Annotated in this window: 23 protein-coding genes and 1 pseudogene; 17 read left to right on the forward strand and 7 right to left on the reverse strand. The window is 24.1% G+C overall.

Going from position 1 to position 15702, the window contains the following annotated elements:
• Nucleotides 1-96: 96 nt before the first annotated feature.
• The 8 genes from ACZ91P_RS01565 (at nt 97) to ACZ91P_RS01600 (ending at nt 4586) form a co-directional block, all read left to right on the forward strand.
• Entirely contained in the window at nt 97-1161 is a 1065-nt protein-coding gene (locus tag ACZ91P_RS01565; protein ID WP_465157699.1) for an alpha/beta hydrolase, read from the forward strand.
• Nucleotides 1162-1219: 58 nt separating this feature from the next.
• Nucleotides 1220-2098, forward strand: a complete 879-nt coding sequence (locus ACZ91P_RS01570) for an amino acid permease (protein WP_465157700.1) — start codon at nt 1220-1222, stop codon at nt 2096-2098.
• 23 nt (nt 2099-2121) lie between these two features.
• Entirely contained in the window at nt 2122-2436 is a 315-nt protein-coding gene (locus ACZ91P_RS01575) for a hypothetical protein (RefSeq protein WP_465157701.1), read from the forward strand.
• A gap of 40 nt (nt 2437-2476) precedes the next feature.
• On the forward strand, nt 2477-2602 hold the full coding sequence (locus ACZ91P_RS01580) for a hypothetical protein (RefSeq protein ID WP_465157702.1): 126 nt from the start codon (nt 2477-2479) through the stop codon (nt 2600-2602).
• Between the two features lie 124 nt (nt 2603-2726).
• Nucleotides 2727-3050 (forward strand): hypothetical protein, encoded by a 324-nt coding sequence (locus tag ACZ91P_RS01585; RefSeq protein ID WP_114565262.1) that lies wholly within the window; start codon nt 2727-2729, stop codon nt 3048-3050.
• A 182-nt stretch (nt 3051-3232) separates the two neighbouring features.
• The gene (locus ACZ91P_RS01590) at nt 3233-3547 is read left to right on the forward strand and encodes a hypothetical protein (RefSeq protein WP_465157703.1); all 315 of its coding nucleotides are present in this window, start codon (nt 3233-3235) and stop codon (nt 3545-3547) included.
• A 245-nt stretch (nt 3548-3792) separates the two neighbouring features.
• Nucleotides 3793-3927 carry a hypothetical protein gene (locus ACZ91P_RS01595; RefSeq protein WP_465157704.1) on the forward strand — a complete coding sequence of 45 codons (135 nt, stop codon included), beginning with the start codon at nt 3793-3795 and terminating at the stop codon, nt 3925-3927.
• 26 nt (nt 3928-3953) lie between these two features.
• On the forward strand, nt 3954-4586 hold the full coding sequence (locus ACZ91P_RS01600; RefSeq protein WP_465157705.1) for an MBL fold metallo-hydrolase: 633 nt from the start codon (nt 3954-3956) through the stop codon (nt 4584-4586).
• A gap of 91 nt (nt 4587-4677) precedes the next feature.
• Here the strand turns inward: ACZ91P_RS01600 and ACZ91P_RS01605 are convergent, their stop codons facing one another.
• Together ACZ91P_RS01605 and ACZ91P_RS01610 are read right to left on the reverse strand one after the other, a co-directional pair.
• Nucleotides 4678-5508 carry a hypothetical protein gene (locus tag ACZ91P_RS01605; RefSeq protein WP_465157706.1) on the reverse strand — a complete coding sequence of 277 codons (831 nt, stop codon included), beginning with the start codon at nt 5506-5508 and terminating at the stop codon, nt 4678-4680.
• 515 nt (nt 5509-6023) lie between these two features.
• A complete protein-coding gene (locus ACZ91P_RS01610) occupies nt 6024-6386 on the reverse strand; it encodes a hypothetical protein (RefSeq protein ID WP_465157707.1) in 363 nt (120 codons plus the stop codon).
• Between the two features lie 273 nt (nt 6387-6659).
• On the opposite strand from ACZ91P_RS01610, the gene ACZ91P_RS01615 reads away from it, so the two are divergent.
• From ACZ91P_RS01615 to ACZ91P_RS01630, 4 genes are all read left to right on the forward strand, one after another.
• Entirely contained in the window at nt 6660-7043 is a 384-nt protein-coding gene (locus ACZ91P_RS01615; protein ID WP_465157708.1) for a hypothetical protein, read from the forward strand.
• A gap of 119 nt (nt 7044-7162) precedes the next feature.
• Nucleotides 7163-7393, forward strand: coding sequence for a hypothetical protein (locus ACZ91P_RS01620; RefSeq protein WP_465157709.1), 231 nt, complete (start codon nt 7163-7165; stop codon nt 7391-7393).
• A gap of 14 nt (nt 7394-7407) precedes the next feature.
• A complete protein-coding gene (locus ACZ91P_RS01625) occupies nt 7408-8004 on the forward strand; it encodes a hypothetical protein (RefSeq protein ID WP_465157710.1) in 597 nt (198 codons plus the stop codon).
• 73 nt (nt 8005-8077) lie between these two features.
• Nucleotides 8078-8563 carry a hypothetical protein gene (locus tag ACZ91P_RS01630; RefSeq protein ID WP_465157711.1) on the forward strand — a complete coding sequence of 162 codons (486 nt, stop codon included), beginning with the start codon at nt 8078-8080 and terminating at the stop codon, nt 8561-8563.
• Here the strand turns inward: ACZ91P_RS01630 and ACZ91P_RS01635 are convergent.
• From ACZ91P_RS01635 to ACZ91P_RS01650, 4 genes and pseudogenes are all read right to left on the reverse strand, one after another.
• Nucleotides 8517-9014, reverse strand: coding sequence for a lipoprotein (locus ACZ91P_RS01635; RefSeq protein ID WP_465157712.1), 498 nt, complete (start codon nt 9012-9014; stop codon nt 8517-8519). The genes ACZ91P_RS01630 and ACZ91P_RS01635 overlap by 47 nt on opposite strands.
• 54 nt (nt 9015-9068) lie before the next feature.
• Entirely contained in the window at nt 9069-9263 is a 195-nt protein-coding gene (locus tag ACZ91P_RS01640; protein ID WP_465157713.1) for a hypothetical protein, read from the reverse strand.
• Between the two features lie 4 nt (nt 9264-9267).
• A complete protein-coding gene (locus tag ACZ91P_RS01645) occupies nt 9268-9501 on the reverse strand; it encodes a hypothetical protein (RefSeq protein WP_465157715.1) in 234 nt (77 codons plus the stop codon).
• 282 nt (nt 9502-9783) lie between these two features.
• Nucleotides 9784-10714 (reverse strand): annotated as a pseudogene (locus tag ACZ91P_RS01650) (IS30 family transposase).
• Between the two features lie 387 nt (nt 10715-11101).
• On the opposite strand from ACZ91P_RS01650, the gene ACZ91P_RS01655 reads away from it, so the two are divergent.
• Entirely contained in the window at nt 11102-11761 is a 660-nt protein-coding gene (locus ACZ91P_RS01655) for a hypothetical protein (protein WP_465157716.1), read from the forward strand.
• A gap of 148 nt (nt 11762-11909) precedes the next feature.
• Here the strand turns inward: ACZ91P_RS01655 and ACZ91P_RS01660 are convergent, their stop codons facing one another.
• Nucleotides 11910-12218, reverse strand: a complete 309-nt coding sequence (locus tag ACZ91P_RS01660) for a hypothetical protein (protein WP_465157717.1) — start codon at nt 12216-12218, stop codon at nt 11910-11912.
• A 212-nt stretch (nt 12219-12430) separates the two neighbouring features.
• Here ACZ91P_RS01660 and ACZ91P_RS01665 point away from each other — a divergent pair, with 212 nt between their 5' ends.
• The 4 genes from ACZ91P_RS01665 to ACZ91P_RS01680 are packed head-to-tail and all read left to right on the forward strand — an operon-like array spanning nt 12431 to nt 15702.
• Nucleotides 12431-12772: a hypothetical protein gene (locus tag ACZ91P_RS01665; protein ID WP_465157718.1), complete on the forward strand. Its 342-nt coding sequence runs from the start codon at nt 12431-12433 to the stop codon at nt 12770-12772.
• A 29-nt stretch (nt 12773-12801) separates the two neighbouring features.
• Complete coding sequence (locus tag ACZ91P_RS01670) at nt 12802-14040, forward strand: PBSX family phage terminase large subunit (protein WP_465157719.1); 1239 nt, start codon at nt 12802-12804, stop codon at nt 14038-14040.
• The gene (locus ACZ91P_RS01675; protein ID WP_465157720.1) at nt 14013-14318 is read left to right on the forward strand and encodes a hypothetical protein; all 306 of its coding nucleotides are present in this window, start codon (nt 14013-14015) and stop codon (nt 14316-14318) included. Before ACZ91P_RS01670 ends, ACZ91P_RS01675 begins: the two co-directional genes overlap by 28 nt.
• Nucleotides 14311-15702: a hypothetical protein gene (locus ACZ91P_RS01680; RefSeq protein ID WP_465157721.1), complete on the forward strand. Its 1392-nt coding sequence runs from the start codon at nt 14311-14313 to the stop codon at nt 15700-15702. Before ACZ91P_RS01675 ends, ACZ91P_RS01680 begins: the two co-directional genes overlap by 8 nt.

Below are 15702 nucleotides of genomic sequence, written 5' to 3' on the forward strand. Positions count from 1 at the left end.
GTTATTAATACCATTACCAATAAACTTTAATTAAGTTTTTTGTAAAAAATAATATCTTAAATGAATTATTCTTGTTGTATTGATGAAAGGGAAAAAATGAAAGTAGTTACAAAAAAACCAAGTAAAAAAATTATTCTTAATGGGTATTGACAATTTTGTTTTAATTGATGACGAATATTATTAACTGTTTTTTTATTTCCAATTATTATTTTTTGATCAAAAAAATATGTGCGAGATTTTTTTAATTTTACCCAAAATTATCAACGAACTGGGATGTTAACAATGAATTCAAAAAATTTTGATTTTAACAGTTTTGAAGCATATCATCAAGATCTTATTGCAAAAGAATTAAAGCAATTAAATTTTTGTTTTAACACAATAGAAGAAACACAAATGAAAACCGTAACAATTTTAAACCAACAACAAGAATCCATTAGTGCTCTTTATTTACAACATCCACATTCTCAAAAGTGAGTAATTGGTTTATATGGGTGAACAGAAAACAAATACTTAGCGTTACGACAAGTTTATTATTTTTATCAACAAGGTTATAATGTTTTGACATTTGATAGTGTAGCACACGGTTTAAGCGCTGGAAAATATAGTGGGATTGGTTATTTAAATGTAGAAAACTTAAATGATGTTATTGCATGGATAACAAATAATTTTACCGTCAATGAAATTGGCTTAATTGGAAATAGTATGGGAGCGGCTTGTTTAACAAAATATTTACTAGATCATGGATACCAAAATGCTTTAATTAAATGAGCAATTAGTGATTGTGGGTTTAGTAACTTATTAGTACAATTTCGGTATGTGATGCAATATCGTTATCAGCGTTGTTGATGATTAATTAATTTTGGTTTAAGAAAGAAATTTAAACAAGAACTTGGTTTTAATCTTTGCCATTATGATTTATTAAAGCATACAGAACGATTAAAAAATTTACCAATGTTAATTTTTCATGGTACTAATGATGATTTTGTCCCTTATTTTATGAGTAAAGAATTTTATACTCAGAAAATTAAATCAGAACCATTAGGACAAAGTCAGTTGGTATCATTATTAAATTTAGGACATGTTGAAGCAATTTCAAAAGGTCATAAAAGTTATTTAGCAGCAATTAAAACATTTTTAATACAACAAGAAAGGAAAAAATAATGAAATTACAAAAAAATACGGCTTTTGACAAATTTTAGCCTTAGCTATTTCAGCCACATTGGGTTCTTCAATTTTAGTTTCGTTTGGGCAAGTTGCTTTTCAAGCACAATTTAATCCAATTTTAATTATTATTGCATGAATTTTAAGGGGCTTATTAGTTTTACCAGAAATGTTATTATTATCCGAGGGTGCAACATCGTATCCTGAAAATGGGACAAGTTATTATTGAATTAAATGAGCAAAATGGAATGCTTGTTCATTTTGATTTGGATGAATTATGGTGTTATTTGTTAGTGCGACAGCAGTAGCAACTGCTTGTTTAGCTTTTGGGAATATTGTTGTGACATTATTAAAATTAGAAAATCAATGATATGGTAAAATGTTTGGGATTTTGATTTTATTTGGTTTAGTTTTAATGCAACTATTGATTAAAAAGAGTAGTGGGTATTCACAAATTATTTTTGCTTTACTAAAGGGTTTACCGATTGTATTAGTATTAATTATTGCAATGGTATATGGTAATACAAGTAATTTTACGGATGATACAATTAACCAAAATTTAAGTCAAATTTATTTATCTTTCTTTTTATTACTACCAGCAACAGCTATGACGATGTTTGCTTATTCTGGTATGAAAGCAATTACCTATGTTAGTGGAGAAGTTATTAATCCTCGTAAAAATATTCTCCGGGCAATGATTATTGCGACAATTATGATTGTAATTCTTTATATGATTTTAGCAATTGGTTTACTAACAATTAATAAACCGCAGGCATGAATCGTACCGAATGGATTTAAAAATGTTTGATATTATGCTATTATGAATAATCCAGCAATTCTATTAGTTTTGAATTATTTATTTTCTATTTTAGCAATTTTTATTTTTTGTTGGTTCATTAAATTCATTTTTAGTTTATCATTCGCGGTTGATTTTTAAAATGAGTGAAGAAAAATATTTTTTTGCTTTTTCAAAAAACAACAAAACGAACTAATATGCCATACTTAGCAATGCTATTTTTAGTTATATTAGCAGTTATTTATATTTTATGAACATCATTATTTAATGTTACAAATTATTTTATTTTAGTAGTTAGTGTTTTAAAATTTATTACAATGCTTAGTTTAATTTATTTACGGATTAATGATTCAAAATATGAACCATTATATCAAAAATCACTTTTTATTATCTTAGTTATTTTAGCATTAAGTTCTTGTTTGATTACTTTTATTGGTTCAATCTTAGCAATGTATTATATATGCACAAAATACCCATAATATGTGAGAGTTATGAAATTGTTTACTTATATTAGGTGGCATGTTAAGTGGTTATCCACTTTATTATGTTAAAAAATGATGTGCTCAGAAATTAAAGCCTAAAAAGCAAAAAGACAATATTAATAGCAAAGAAAATGGAGAATCTTTTACAAAACAATCTCTTTAAAAAAAAATTAATGATATAATATTGTTGTTCATATGACAATATAATAAATCTTCCTTTTTTTTCTTTTTAAAATTTAAAGTATGATTTTAGATATTCATTTGAATAAGAAAGGAGGGCAGCAAGAATGTATAATAATAAACCACAACACAGATTTAATAAAAAAAATGAACAATTTATTAACGATGAAAAGTTTTTATTAGCATCAAAACAACCACAATTAAAAACAGTTACTAGTAAAGATGGACAAATAAGAGATTTATGTGAATTTTGAGTTTTAGATAATGGTGAAGAAGTGCAATGTGTAGTATGAAATGATTTAGCACAAAAATTAAATGCTGAATTTAATCTTGAAAGCTTTACAGCAATTACTATTACTTATAAAAAGAATTTTAATGATTTTACTGGTAAAACTCGTTATAGTGTTCGTGATTTTGCTTTTACTAATTAATTCATTCTTTGATTTTAAAGTAAAACAATAAAAACCCTTTTCAAAGGGTTTTTTCTTTGGAGTTATTAATAAAAGTCTAGTATTAAAGGAATTTAAATTGTGTTTTATTTTGTTAATAAGACTTTTTTAGGGAAAAATGTTATAATAATATTAATTGAAAGCAAAAGGATGATATAAAATTTATGGAGAAAAAATATTTAATTAAAATATTAGCACAAAAGGATGCAACTTTAAATTATAAAACAGCAATGGCTTTGACCCAAAAGGTTTTAGCAGAAGAAACTGGGACTGTTGATCCTAAAATTATTTTACGTTTTAAATGATATCGCCCATCGCAAGAAGTTTTTGAAAGTATTTATTCAACTGCTGTATGAGGAACAAAGATTGCTTTTGAACGTTATCAAGATTTAATTCCTAATATTGCTTTAAAAGATGTTGTTTCTTTCAAAGCTTTATATAAAGGAATTATGAATGTTTTTGTTAAAATTGATGATTAAATCCAAGCTTATGGGGAAAATATAATTGCTATTACTGATTATGATAATTTATTATTAACCATTATTTCGGAAATAACTAAAACCAATTTTATTTGAACATCTTTTCATGATTAACATCTTGAGAATCCTAATATTAATCCTTTTTTAAGTCATATTTTAGGGGGGCAGCATTAGGAATTGCCCGTTGGTTTGGTTATCGAATTCTTCATCAAGATGACGGACATAAATTAATTCAAAAATTATATATGATGAATATTAATAAAATTAAGGGATTTGACCATGATAATATTAATGACATTTTATTTTTAATTGAAGATTTATTAAATTATATTGAAAAAAACTCTTATTTTATTGAAGAGTTTACCGCAGCAGATCAATAGAATTGTTTCATAAAGGAGAAAAACTTATGGCAAAAATAAAAAACTTTGTAGATGCAACATATGATAACCAAAATGTTTATTTAATTATTAATAATCAAAATGAGGCAATTATGATTGATGCATCAAATGCAACAAGAAGAGCAATTAAATATATTAAACAAAAAAAATTAACCTTAAAAGCATTATTTATTACACATGGGCATATTGACCATTATGATGGCCTTAATAATGTTTTAAAAGAATATCCAGATTTAAAAATTTATATTCAAAAAATTGATTTACGATTATTGTCGCAACATAAGGTTGACGATGAGGCAGGTGCAATTTTAGGTCCAGGAATTAATTATCCATTAACAAACATTGTTGCTTTAAGTGGTGATACTGTTGTTGAAGAAATTGGTTATCACATTGAAGTTTTTCATATTCCTGGTCATACCGCAGGAACTCAAATATTAAGAATTAAAGCGCTAAATTTAGTGACAACTGGTGCTAGTTTAATGCCTGATAAAACAAGTCCTGGTTATACCGGAGCTATGTGTAATGATAATTACTTTATTACTGAATTACGTCGCATTACTAATTTAGATGCAAAATGACATGTGTTACCTGGGCATAATAAACTATTTCGAATGGGGCCCATGCTCTTGCTGAAAAAGTAATTAAAATAGAAGAAAATGAATAAATTTCTAAAGGGAAAAAGAAAAAGTAGAATCATTCTTCTTTTTCTTTTTCCCTTTATTTAAGAAAACATTATTGTTGTGAGTAATGCATTACATAAGTGTTAAAATATAAATCTTGTGGTTCAAAACCCAGTTTTTGATACCAAGCAACTTGGTTATCTGGTACCACAATACCAACAGTTTGATAATTTGCTTTTTTTGCTTGGTGTAATAAATGCATTAACATTTTCTTTTTATTTTCAGAATTATCATCATTGTCAGTAATTCTAATTACAGCGATTGTTGCTTCAAAAAAGAGAATCCCAGTTGTCATTGGTGTTTCATCTTTAGTTAAGGTTACAGCATAGCAAAGATTGTTAACTTGATCTAATGTAGGATTAGGTTGTGAAGTTGGTAAATCTTTTAATGGTAAATCAGCGTCACTAATAATTTTAAGGTTTGTTGTAGTTATTAATTTGGGTTTTTTTTCTTCGCAAAATATTGTTAGATCAGTTATCGGATTAAATTTTTCGTTTTTCAATAATTCACTTTTTGTGGTAAAAGTTTTTAAATCAATCATCATTCCAATTCCAGTTTGCAAATATGTTAAACCATTTTTTTCAAAAAATGAACGTTCTGCTTGGTTATTATCAACTGTAATTGTACACCAAATAAATGGTGTTTTTTCTGAATAATATTCATCAATAATTTCACCAGCTTTTGCAAATTGTTCTGATGTTGCTAGATGCGAACTAATAACACCATTAATACTATTTTTTAATTGACGAGTATCAATTTGATAAAAGAAATTGTTACTATCAAGTTTATTTTGTTGTTGTTCATTATCATGCTTTGGATCAACAGTATAATTAATATAATTTACAACCAACTGGTTTATTTTTTCACTATTAAAATTAAACATTTTGAATCCTCCTTTTATTAGTTATAATTTTATCACTTTTTGGTGTTAGAAGAAAAAAAATTTAAAAAATAGATTTAAATTTAGTAAAATAATAAGGAAATTATAAAAAATAAAATAATAATGCCTACTTGTACTTTACCTAAAAAATGACTTAAATATATATTATATGATTTGATGTTAAAGGAGTTATACAATGTTTAAATGAAATCCTCGCGTCCATTTTTATTTACGTTTGGGAGCTTTAATTATTTTAAGTTTATTTTTATTGCTTGATTTAATCATGGCAATTTATTATCCACAACCAAAATTTGCACACTTAGGCTATGGTGAAAGAATTTCTAATTATTATTCTTTTTGGGAGTGTTGCATATAAACGGGTATTACTTAATTTATTTAAAAACAAGAAACTTTTTTTATAAAAAAATAATAACACAAAAAAATAAAAATACAAAAAATAATTTCATATTTTAAAATACTAAAAAATAGTTTAAAAAATAAAATTAAATTATTTTAAATTAACTAAAATTAAATCTCATAATTTTTAAATCCAAAATATTTTTAAATGTTGAAAATAAAAATGTTTTATTCCCATATCCCAAACAAGATTTTTCAACTCTTGAAACATCACTTTCAGCAGATACGCCAATATTTCACTCTTTACTTTGATTTAAAATACCATTTTTTAAATTAATAAAATACCTTAATTTAATTCTTTCATTCTGTAATGATTTTAAAAAAGTTATAAATTCGTCGTATTTTCCTTGTAAAAATAATTCCTTTGCGTGTAAATAATTTTTAAAGGATTCTTTACTACGATTACCACAATATATATTATTCTTTAATTCTCTTATTGCATGAAATCTATCAAATATAAACATACCATCTATAATATTGATGTTCCCCAAGATATGCAATTTGTCCCTGATGAAGTGCAAAAAATATTAATTAATGCTGGTTTATATGAAAATATTCGCTTTGCTAATTTAAAAGAAAAAGATAAATCTTGATTTAGTAATGGATAAAGATATGAATTTGATGAAGGTAGTGGCTATGCTAGTTATGATTGAGTAAGAAATAATTATATTGCTAACTTTAATATTACTTTAAGTGATAATTCTATTTTAATTAATTTTATTAATAGAATTGATACTATGCCTCAAAAATTAGATTTAAAAATTAATTCTAATAAAATACCATTTAATAGAATTGATAATAAAACTATCATTAAAAATGATAATAATGAGATTGCAGTTTCTGATTTAAAACAAGATAAATTAGTAAGTGGGGAAAATATTAAAACTATTAATGGTAATTCATTATTAGGGAGTGGTGATATATCTATTAGTAGTGGCAATGATTGAGAATTAATTAATTATCCAGAAGCAAACGAAAAATTAACATTTAAAATTCCAGATTATGATTTAACAAAACATTACTATAAAATATCAATTTCAATAACAGATTATTCATCTGCTAATGAATTTGTAACACATTTTTTGAAACAATATCACAAAAATCAATTTTTTCATTTTTAGCAGCTAATTCTTATGAAAGCATAACAATTAAGCAAGATGGATCAATTAAAAATGAAACAAATAATATTCTTATTAAAGATTTAACAATTAAAAGAAAATTAATAAATAATAGCGAATTAATGTCAGATGAACCACATTCTATTTATAATCGTGATATGGATATTGATTTGCCAAAAGAAACATCGGATTCTTATGATATATTGATAAGAAAAATAAATAGTGCAATAACTATTAATGAATTAAATTTACTTGAAAAACATGCAATATGAAGAATTATTTCAAATAATAGAAATGATATTAAAGAATTATTTAATAAAAAATGATTAAAATTAAATAAAAATGAATATTAGAAAGGAGTTTAATTATGATTGATAATAAAAATATTACAATTAAGAATGATAATGGGACATATTGACAACGCTTGGGTTTTGAACAAAGAAATCCAAGCAAAAGTTTTAAGGCTTGAAAGAATCGTAAGTTTTTAAAATATGATAAATATCCATTTCATATTAAGAAAGCATATATTATGCGATACAATGCAATGTCAATTTTATATCATACTCCATTTTTAAGTTTATATGATTTATTTTTTACTAGTTTACATTTTAATTGAATTCCATCATTAGAACCAGTTAAAGAGTTTATGTTTGGACAGCATAATATAACTGATGGTGGCTTTTTTGGATATGCTGGGATTATTATATCTTATCCAATTTTACATGGTACTGCTTGATTAACAACAAAAATACCTAAAATACCAGCAATTAAATTACCTATTGGTAAATGTTTAGAACAAGTTTATAAAATACCAAGTTATATATTATATTTATTATTATTTGGATGATTAATATTTCGTAATTATCTTAAAAAACATAATGTTAATATTTGTCATAATTGTAAAAAAACAATAGAACAAGTAGAAAGTTGAAATCAATATTGTATTAAAAAACACTGAAAATAGTAAATAATATTTGTTATAATTATTATGTACGTACGGCAAAATATATAGATTAAAAATAGAAAGGTGGCAATTTATGTTTACATCAACAATTGGAATTATTGTAATTGTTGCTTCTGTTGTAGGTGGGGTTGTTGCTAGTTTACTAGTTGGTTATATTAGTAAATTAATTAAAAATAAAACAATCTCATTAAAAGCAGAGCATATTACTGACGATTTCAGAGAAAAAACCGAAGAAAAAATCTTTACAGAAATTAAAGATGCTTTTGAAGATATTGCATTAGTTATGAATGATATTAAAAATCATTTTGGTGGTGTTGGTACTCAAAATATTGCTCGTGTTGAAACAGATATTAATGATTTAAAAATCGCAATTTCTGATTTAGAAAAATACGATAATGAAGAATTAATTGAAGCAACTTTGCAACATAAAGCAGCAAAACGAGACATCACTCATAAAGCACATAAAGTATCTGGAATTAAATTAAAAAAAGGGCTAAAACCCTATTTTTTTATTAATTATTGACAATTACATTACCATCTTTATCAATATCTAAATTAGGTAATTTTTGTTCTTCACCATTTCAACGATAAACTGATTTAAAATAATCATTATTCATTTTTCATCAGTTACCATTTGAATTAATATCATATTTATGTATAACTAAACTTTTTGGAGAAACAAATAAATCATATTGTTTTCAATGGTCAAGTTTTCTTTTTAATGATATAGAATTTAAATCTATATCGTTTTTAAAATTAATACTTTTTCAATTATCATTTATGTTACCACGCCATACTACATAATAATATTTATTATCAACTTGATTAAATGGTTTTTCTTGTGGTGCTATTCATTCTAAAATATCATCTTTTGTTTTTATATTATTTTTTTCTTTTAGTTCTTTTAATTGTTCTTCGGTGTATTGTGATGTATTATTGCAAGCAATTAAACTTGTTGTACTTGTTGCTACTAATGAAATTGTTCCTATTATACTTAATAATTTTTTCATTCCAATTAACCCTCTTTCTATTAATTTCTTACATTATATATATAGAAGGTTAAGTTAGTTAGAATTATTATCTTTATCACTTTTGTTGTGACTTATATAAAAATTAATAAGATATTCGATTCGTTGTGAATAAGTAAAGTCATTAAATTCATTTCAAACTTTTTCTTGGTTTTCATTTAAGTAAATATTAACATTACGAATTAATTTAGAATAATATTTTCCTGTTTTTTGATTAAATGAATGTTTCATAATATTAACCCTTATAATTAGCAATAATAATGGCATCTCGTAAATGATTACTTATTTTCTCATTATTATAGAATCAACCTTTACCATATTGATAAGTTAAATTACTATCAATTCCCCAATAAATTTTATTTCCATAATACTTACTTTCATTTTCTATATTTTTAACAACTGATTTAGTATGGCGTGGTGAAACATTAGCAATATATCCTTGTGTTTCTAACGAACCTAATAATTTCAATAAATCATCTCTATCTTTTGAGCCACTGGCATTTGTATATAAACAATTTTCTATAAAAACTAAATATTCTAGTTTATGATTATTTGATAATATTTTCCCAAATGGTTTTTCATTTTGTAAATTGTACTATGAAGTGTAGCAATCTACTTAATTTTATTATAACACCAATAAAATAAATGTTCAATATAATTTATTTTAAAAAAATTTAGTAGTTTTGTTTTAAATTTATGAATTTTGGCAAACTGAAAAATAAAATGATTAAAATTTTTATAGGTAATCATATTAAAAATTAAACATTTGTATAAAAAATTCTTTTGAAGATAGTCAATCTAAAATTTCTTCAATAAATACTTAAATCAATTCCTTTGAAAAATCAATGTCTAAAATCAGGAATTACTCTTTCAACTTTGGGTTTTTGAGTTGGAGTTCCAGCATCACAAAAATATACTTTAGCATTTGTTATTTTTTCAATTTTTTCTCAATCAGCAAATTCTTTGCCTTGATTTGTTATTATTCCTTTGCATCTATCTTTAAAAAATCTGTTAGAAAAAATTCGTTTTAATGCGTTTGTAACTTCTTTTGTTGTTTTTTCTTTTAATGGTTCAATGATTTTAAATTGCGTTAATTCTTCGATTAAAACTAAACAAATACTATTATTTTTACCAACCATAGTGTTCATTTGAAATCAACCAAATTCATATTTATCATGTTTTGCTTCTTCAATAGTTCTAAAATTTCTTATTTTACCGCGATTATCAATCCTATTTTTTGTTTTATATTTTCTACCATGAAAATACAAATTATATTTTTTAAAATTTAAAAATCCCAAATGAATATATTTATATAAAGTTTTAAAACATACTGGAAATTTAATACCAAACTCTTTTTCATATTTTTTACAGATTTGTTCTGGTGAATCATCAAATTTGTTATATTTTTGATCTAGTCATTCTAAAATATTTAGCAATAATGATGATTTTTTAAAACATTTTTGTCGTTTTTGTAAATAATCTTCGTGTGCTAATTTAGCGTCATATTCATTATCTTTTAACCTTTTTATTTCTCGTCTAATTGTATTGCGATTTTTATGCAATATTTTTACTATTTTAGATATATTGGGTTTACCATTTTTTCTTTTTAAAGAATCAAGTTCTAATAAATCTTTTAACATTACTCTTTCTTTAAAAGTAAAATGATGCTTTGTTTTATCCATTTTAAAAAATCCTTTCTTTTATATATAAAGTTAATTATATAGTTTTTTGAGGTTTTGGGCGAGCGGTTGATTTTCTTAAATTTAAAATTCTTCGCTTAACGCTTAGAATTTTTCCCAAGTATTTTGAAAAGCGCGGCAAAAGTTTTTTTAAACTTTAAAGAATTTTTCACAAACTTATGGAAATTCCGCGAGCCCAGATTGACCCTTTGCATATAATAAATTAAATAATTTTCTTTCAAACTCTTAAATAGTCCTTATATATAATGTCAATAGATCTTGATAAAATGTTTCAATAAAGTTTCAAGATAAAGAAAAGGAGAAAAACAAGTATGAAAAAATTACTTAGTTTATTAAGTGCATTAACAATTAATGGAACTGCTCCATTGATTGAAAGTTCTTGTTCTTGTTCTAATAAAAAAAAAAAAAAATAATTATGAAAATGATATTAATAAATTAAATTGAGGAAATTTAGGCATAGAAAAAATAAATAGAGTAAAAAGAAATACAATAAATAATAAATTTCAACATATATTTAAAACTAATAATGGATTAAACAAGTCAACAGAACAACAAATTAAAGAAGCAATAATAGAGTTAAATCCACAGTTAGATACAAAAAACATCAATGTTACAAATATTACTGAAAATAGTGCAGTAATTACTATAGCCAATTTTAGTGGCCAAAAAACAATTCATTTTAAAGTTGAAACAAATACTAGCAATAATGAACCTTTTGTAAGTAGTCCTAGTCCTAATGCTAGTTCTGATGGTGTTTCATTAAATTTTAAAGTAGAAAAAATTAATACACCAGAAAAAATAATTGCTAAAGATGTTAAAAATGTTACAGAAGAAGAATTAATTACAGCATTATTACCAAAAATTTATGAAGAATATGATAGATTAAATCCTAATTTTAATAATAACAGTAAATATCTTTTAAAATACGAAATGGTAAAAATAAAAAATATGAACTTTCCTGTTGATTTATCATCTGAAAAAATAATTAATAATTTTTGGCTGTATGTATTATTTAAGGGTTTTAATTAATATCTTAGAAATTGTGGAATAAAAATACCACTTACTTTTCTAAATTATATTACTTTTAATTTTATTGTCAACAATATTTTAACATTTTTTAAATTTTTCCACGACAAAAATACATGTTTATTAAAGTTATTTAATTTATTAGATAAAATTAATAAAAATATAAGTTTGGTTGTAAATTATTATTTACAAAATTATTAACTGAATAATTAATTCTATTTTCTTCTGATGGTTTATTAGTATTAAATAAATTAATTTTATTTTTAAAATTCATCATACTAGTATTTAATTTATTTTTAAGAGTTTTTTCATGATAAGTTGCTTTTTTAACCAAAACACCTTTACAGTAATGTGATATATCACCCTCAATATGACAACCAATATTATTTCATAATGATTGATTTCTGACACCTTCTTCATTATTTTTAATTAATTTAATTGTCTTTTTTAAGAATTTCATTTTTGATTCTTTTATAAAAGAAGCACTGTTTTCTAAGCGTTCTAATAATTCTTCATATTTACCATTAAAAAAATAATCGACTGCTTTATGGTATGTTTCTCTGTTTTCTTTGTTTTTACTTTGATAAGGATATAATTTTTTAAATCTACAACTCCTAATTTATTTGCAATTACAGGTCTTTTTTTAGTTGATTTTGTTTTGTCAAAACCAGTATGATTTGAACCGATAAGAAACCCAATCAATTATATTCTGTTAGTCATTTAACCAATAAACTGAATCTTTCTAAGCATTGAAGACAAGAAAATTACCGGAGCGAAAACATAATTCCATTAATTGAAAAAAATATTCAAAAAATAGAAATGGAAATAATAGAGTTTATGATAAAATCACCTGATGGTGCTAAATTATATTGACAACGAGCGTTTAATTATAAGTATTCAATCCAAGAAAAAGAACTTGAACAAGAATTAAACTTAAATAATCAACAACCAATAATTGTTAATTTACAAACGGATATTAGAGATATTAAAAAAGAAAGTGATAATAATTCTTAATCATTTTACTTATTTGTATTATTGATAGTATGTATTGGAGTAAAGATTTAAAAGATAGTGTATTTCAAAATATATGAAATATGTTAGATGAAAATAATATACCTTATACTATTAATTTATCAAATTTTACTTTTACTTTATCAAATGGTAGCAAAATATATTGTAAAGGTTTACATTCACCAAGTCGGAAAGAAAAATTAAAAGCTTTTGCTGATTTGAATAAATATAAATTAGTTATTGATTGAAGAGAAGAATGTGATCAATTTCAACAAAAAGATTTAAGTGATTTAGAATTTGCTATTCGTGGTTATCAAAATAAAATAACAATTAATACCTGTAATCCTGAAAGCTTAAAAAGATATATTGTTGGTTATTGTAATGAATTATTACCTTTTAATGAAGAAATAATGCGTAGTAAATATGAACAAATTAAATATATTGAAAAATGAAATATGAAGATTATTATTTATTATTCTAGTTGAAGACTTAATTATGAATTACCACAAGATAAAATTAATGAGCAATTAAGGTTAGAGCAATTAGATGTTGAAAGGTCAAGAGTATGGAGTTGAGGTTTGCCTGGTAATACTAGTGGTTCAATCTTTGCGCGATATATTGATATTATGCATGCAACAGATATTATTCAACCAACTAAATTATTAGGTGGTGTTGATTTAGCAAACTCTACTAGTCCCAAAGGACATACAACAGCGGCGAGCTTTTGAATATATAATTCATTTGATAAAAAAGCATATAAAGTAGCAGAATATACACACTCAAATGCTACACAACAATTTAAAGGACCATTAGAACAAGTAAAAGATATTTTAGAGTTTTACAACAATCAATTAAATCAATATTTTAATTTAATACAGCAAGGTATATCAATCAATGTTGATGATAGTGCTTATGCAACATTAGAAAGTTTAAACCGAGAAAAATATAATTATTCTTTTGGTCAATATATGCATTTTAAACCAGCACAAAAGCAGAAATTTAAAATAAAGCATCGTATTGAAGCATTCACAATGTTAATAAATACTAATCAATTAAAATGATTATGAGAAAAATGTCCTGTAAGTAAAACTCAATATGAATTAATTCAATGAGAAGATAAATCAGATGCCAGAGAAGAACGAATGTTGGACTTATACGATGATACATTTGATAGTGATTTTTATGCTTTACACTTTGAATTAGTACCAATGGTTAAACATAATAGTTCAGCAGATTATAAATTATGACAACAAAGGGAGTGATTAACTTAATGAAAAAAGATATTTATGTAATATATGATGAGCGTGTAATAAATGCAAAAAGACCTTATATGTCTGTTTGTGAACAAGTTAAAAAAAGACTTTGTCAAGAATTAAAAAAAGATAATATCGCAATATGTAATTTAAATTTATATAACGAATATATTAAGAAATATCAAAAAGTTAAAGTATGTGTACAAGTTTTATCAAATGAACCAAATTTATTAACAGTAAATATAATTAATTATGCACTTATCTTAAATTTAAAGGAGCAAAATAACAATGAATAATACTTTCCCTAGTTTACCAAACTTAAATGATATTAATAGTGTTTTAAAATTTTATAATTATGATTGAACAATTAATTTAGCCAATATTATTGCTCGCCATCAAATGCGATTAGTAAATGGTAAAGATATTTTATTTAAGTCTCATCGTAAAGACATTTTAGAAAAATTAAATTGATGATATGAAACTTATAAAATAAAAGAAAAATTAGATAAAAATGAATTAACAGCAAGTTTAATGGGTAAAACTATCTTTGGTTTATTAGAAACTAGTGATAGCAATATTGATTTATGAATTAACCCTTTTAACTTTACATCTCGTGTAAGTAAAATAAATGAAATTGAACAGGGTGCTGATATTTGATTAAATTATCATCAATCAGATAGTGGTTTTATTTTAAATTTAATTTGTACCAAAGATAAAATAGTCATTAAGGGTTGACCCAAAAATAATGAAGTAGTTGTTGGTCAAAGTAAAACACAAATTAAAGATGATGTTAGACCTGTTTTAGTACAAGAATTTAAAAATAAATTAGGTATAGTCCCCTTTTGAGAAATGATAAATGAACCTAATCCTTTATTTTTATCAACATCAACCACTTTAAATCCATGACCAACTATGGCAAATTGTTATAAATTACAATTTGATTTAGAAGATAGTTTTAATATTAAATCAAAAGAAAGATATGCAAATCGTACGCATTGATATGGGATACTAAGTGATGATTTAATGACTGCTTATAACAAAGGCAATAAAAAAGTGCTACAAGATGTATTTGATGATATTTTTGTTCAATCAAGTTCATCAACAGTAGATGGTCAATTATCCCAATCTTTACAAGTAGTACAAGGTACACCAACCTTAGAAACATATACCGAAGACCAAAAATCTATTATTGAACAAGTATACTTAGCATGTCATTTTTCTAGTCCTTTTGGTGATAAATCAGATAATAACCAAAATAAAACACAATCATTATTAACTAAAACCAAAGATTTAGAAAAACAAGCATATTTACAATCATATCGTAAACAATATTATACTAAAATGTTTGATACTGTTTTAAAATATTATGGTTTATGAGATGGAAATGGTGAACGCCCTTATGGATTTGATTTTGTTAGTGCTAGTTTAATAGACCAAATGCGACAAAATGAATTAATTACTGCTAGATTAGAAAATGGCACAATGGAGCCAATAAGAGCAATAACTGAATATGATAATATTGATGAATTAGAAGCAACCAAATATTTTGAAAAAGTAGAAAAATGACAAGATAAAATGCAAGCCAAAGAAATTGAACATAATAATAAATTACTAGAATATGATGAAACTGGTAATAATCAAAATGCCGTACAAGGTAGAACAGAAATTAAGGAGAATTAA

The sequence above is a fragment of the Spiroplasma endosymbiont of Halictus nicosiae genome (assembly GCF_978018445.1).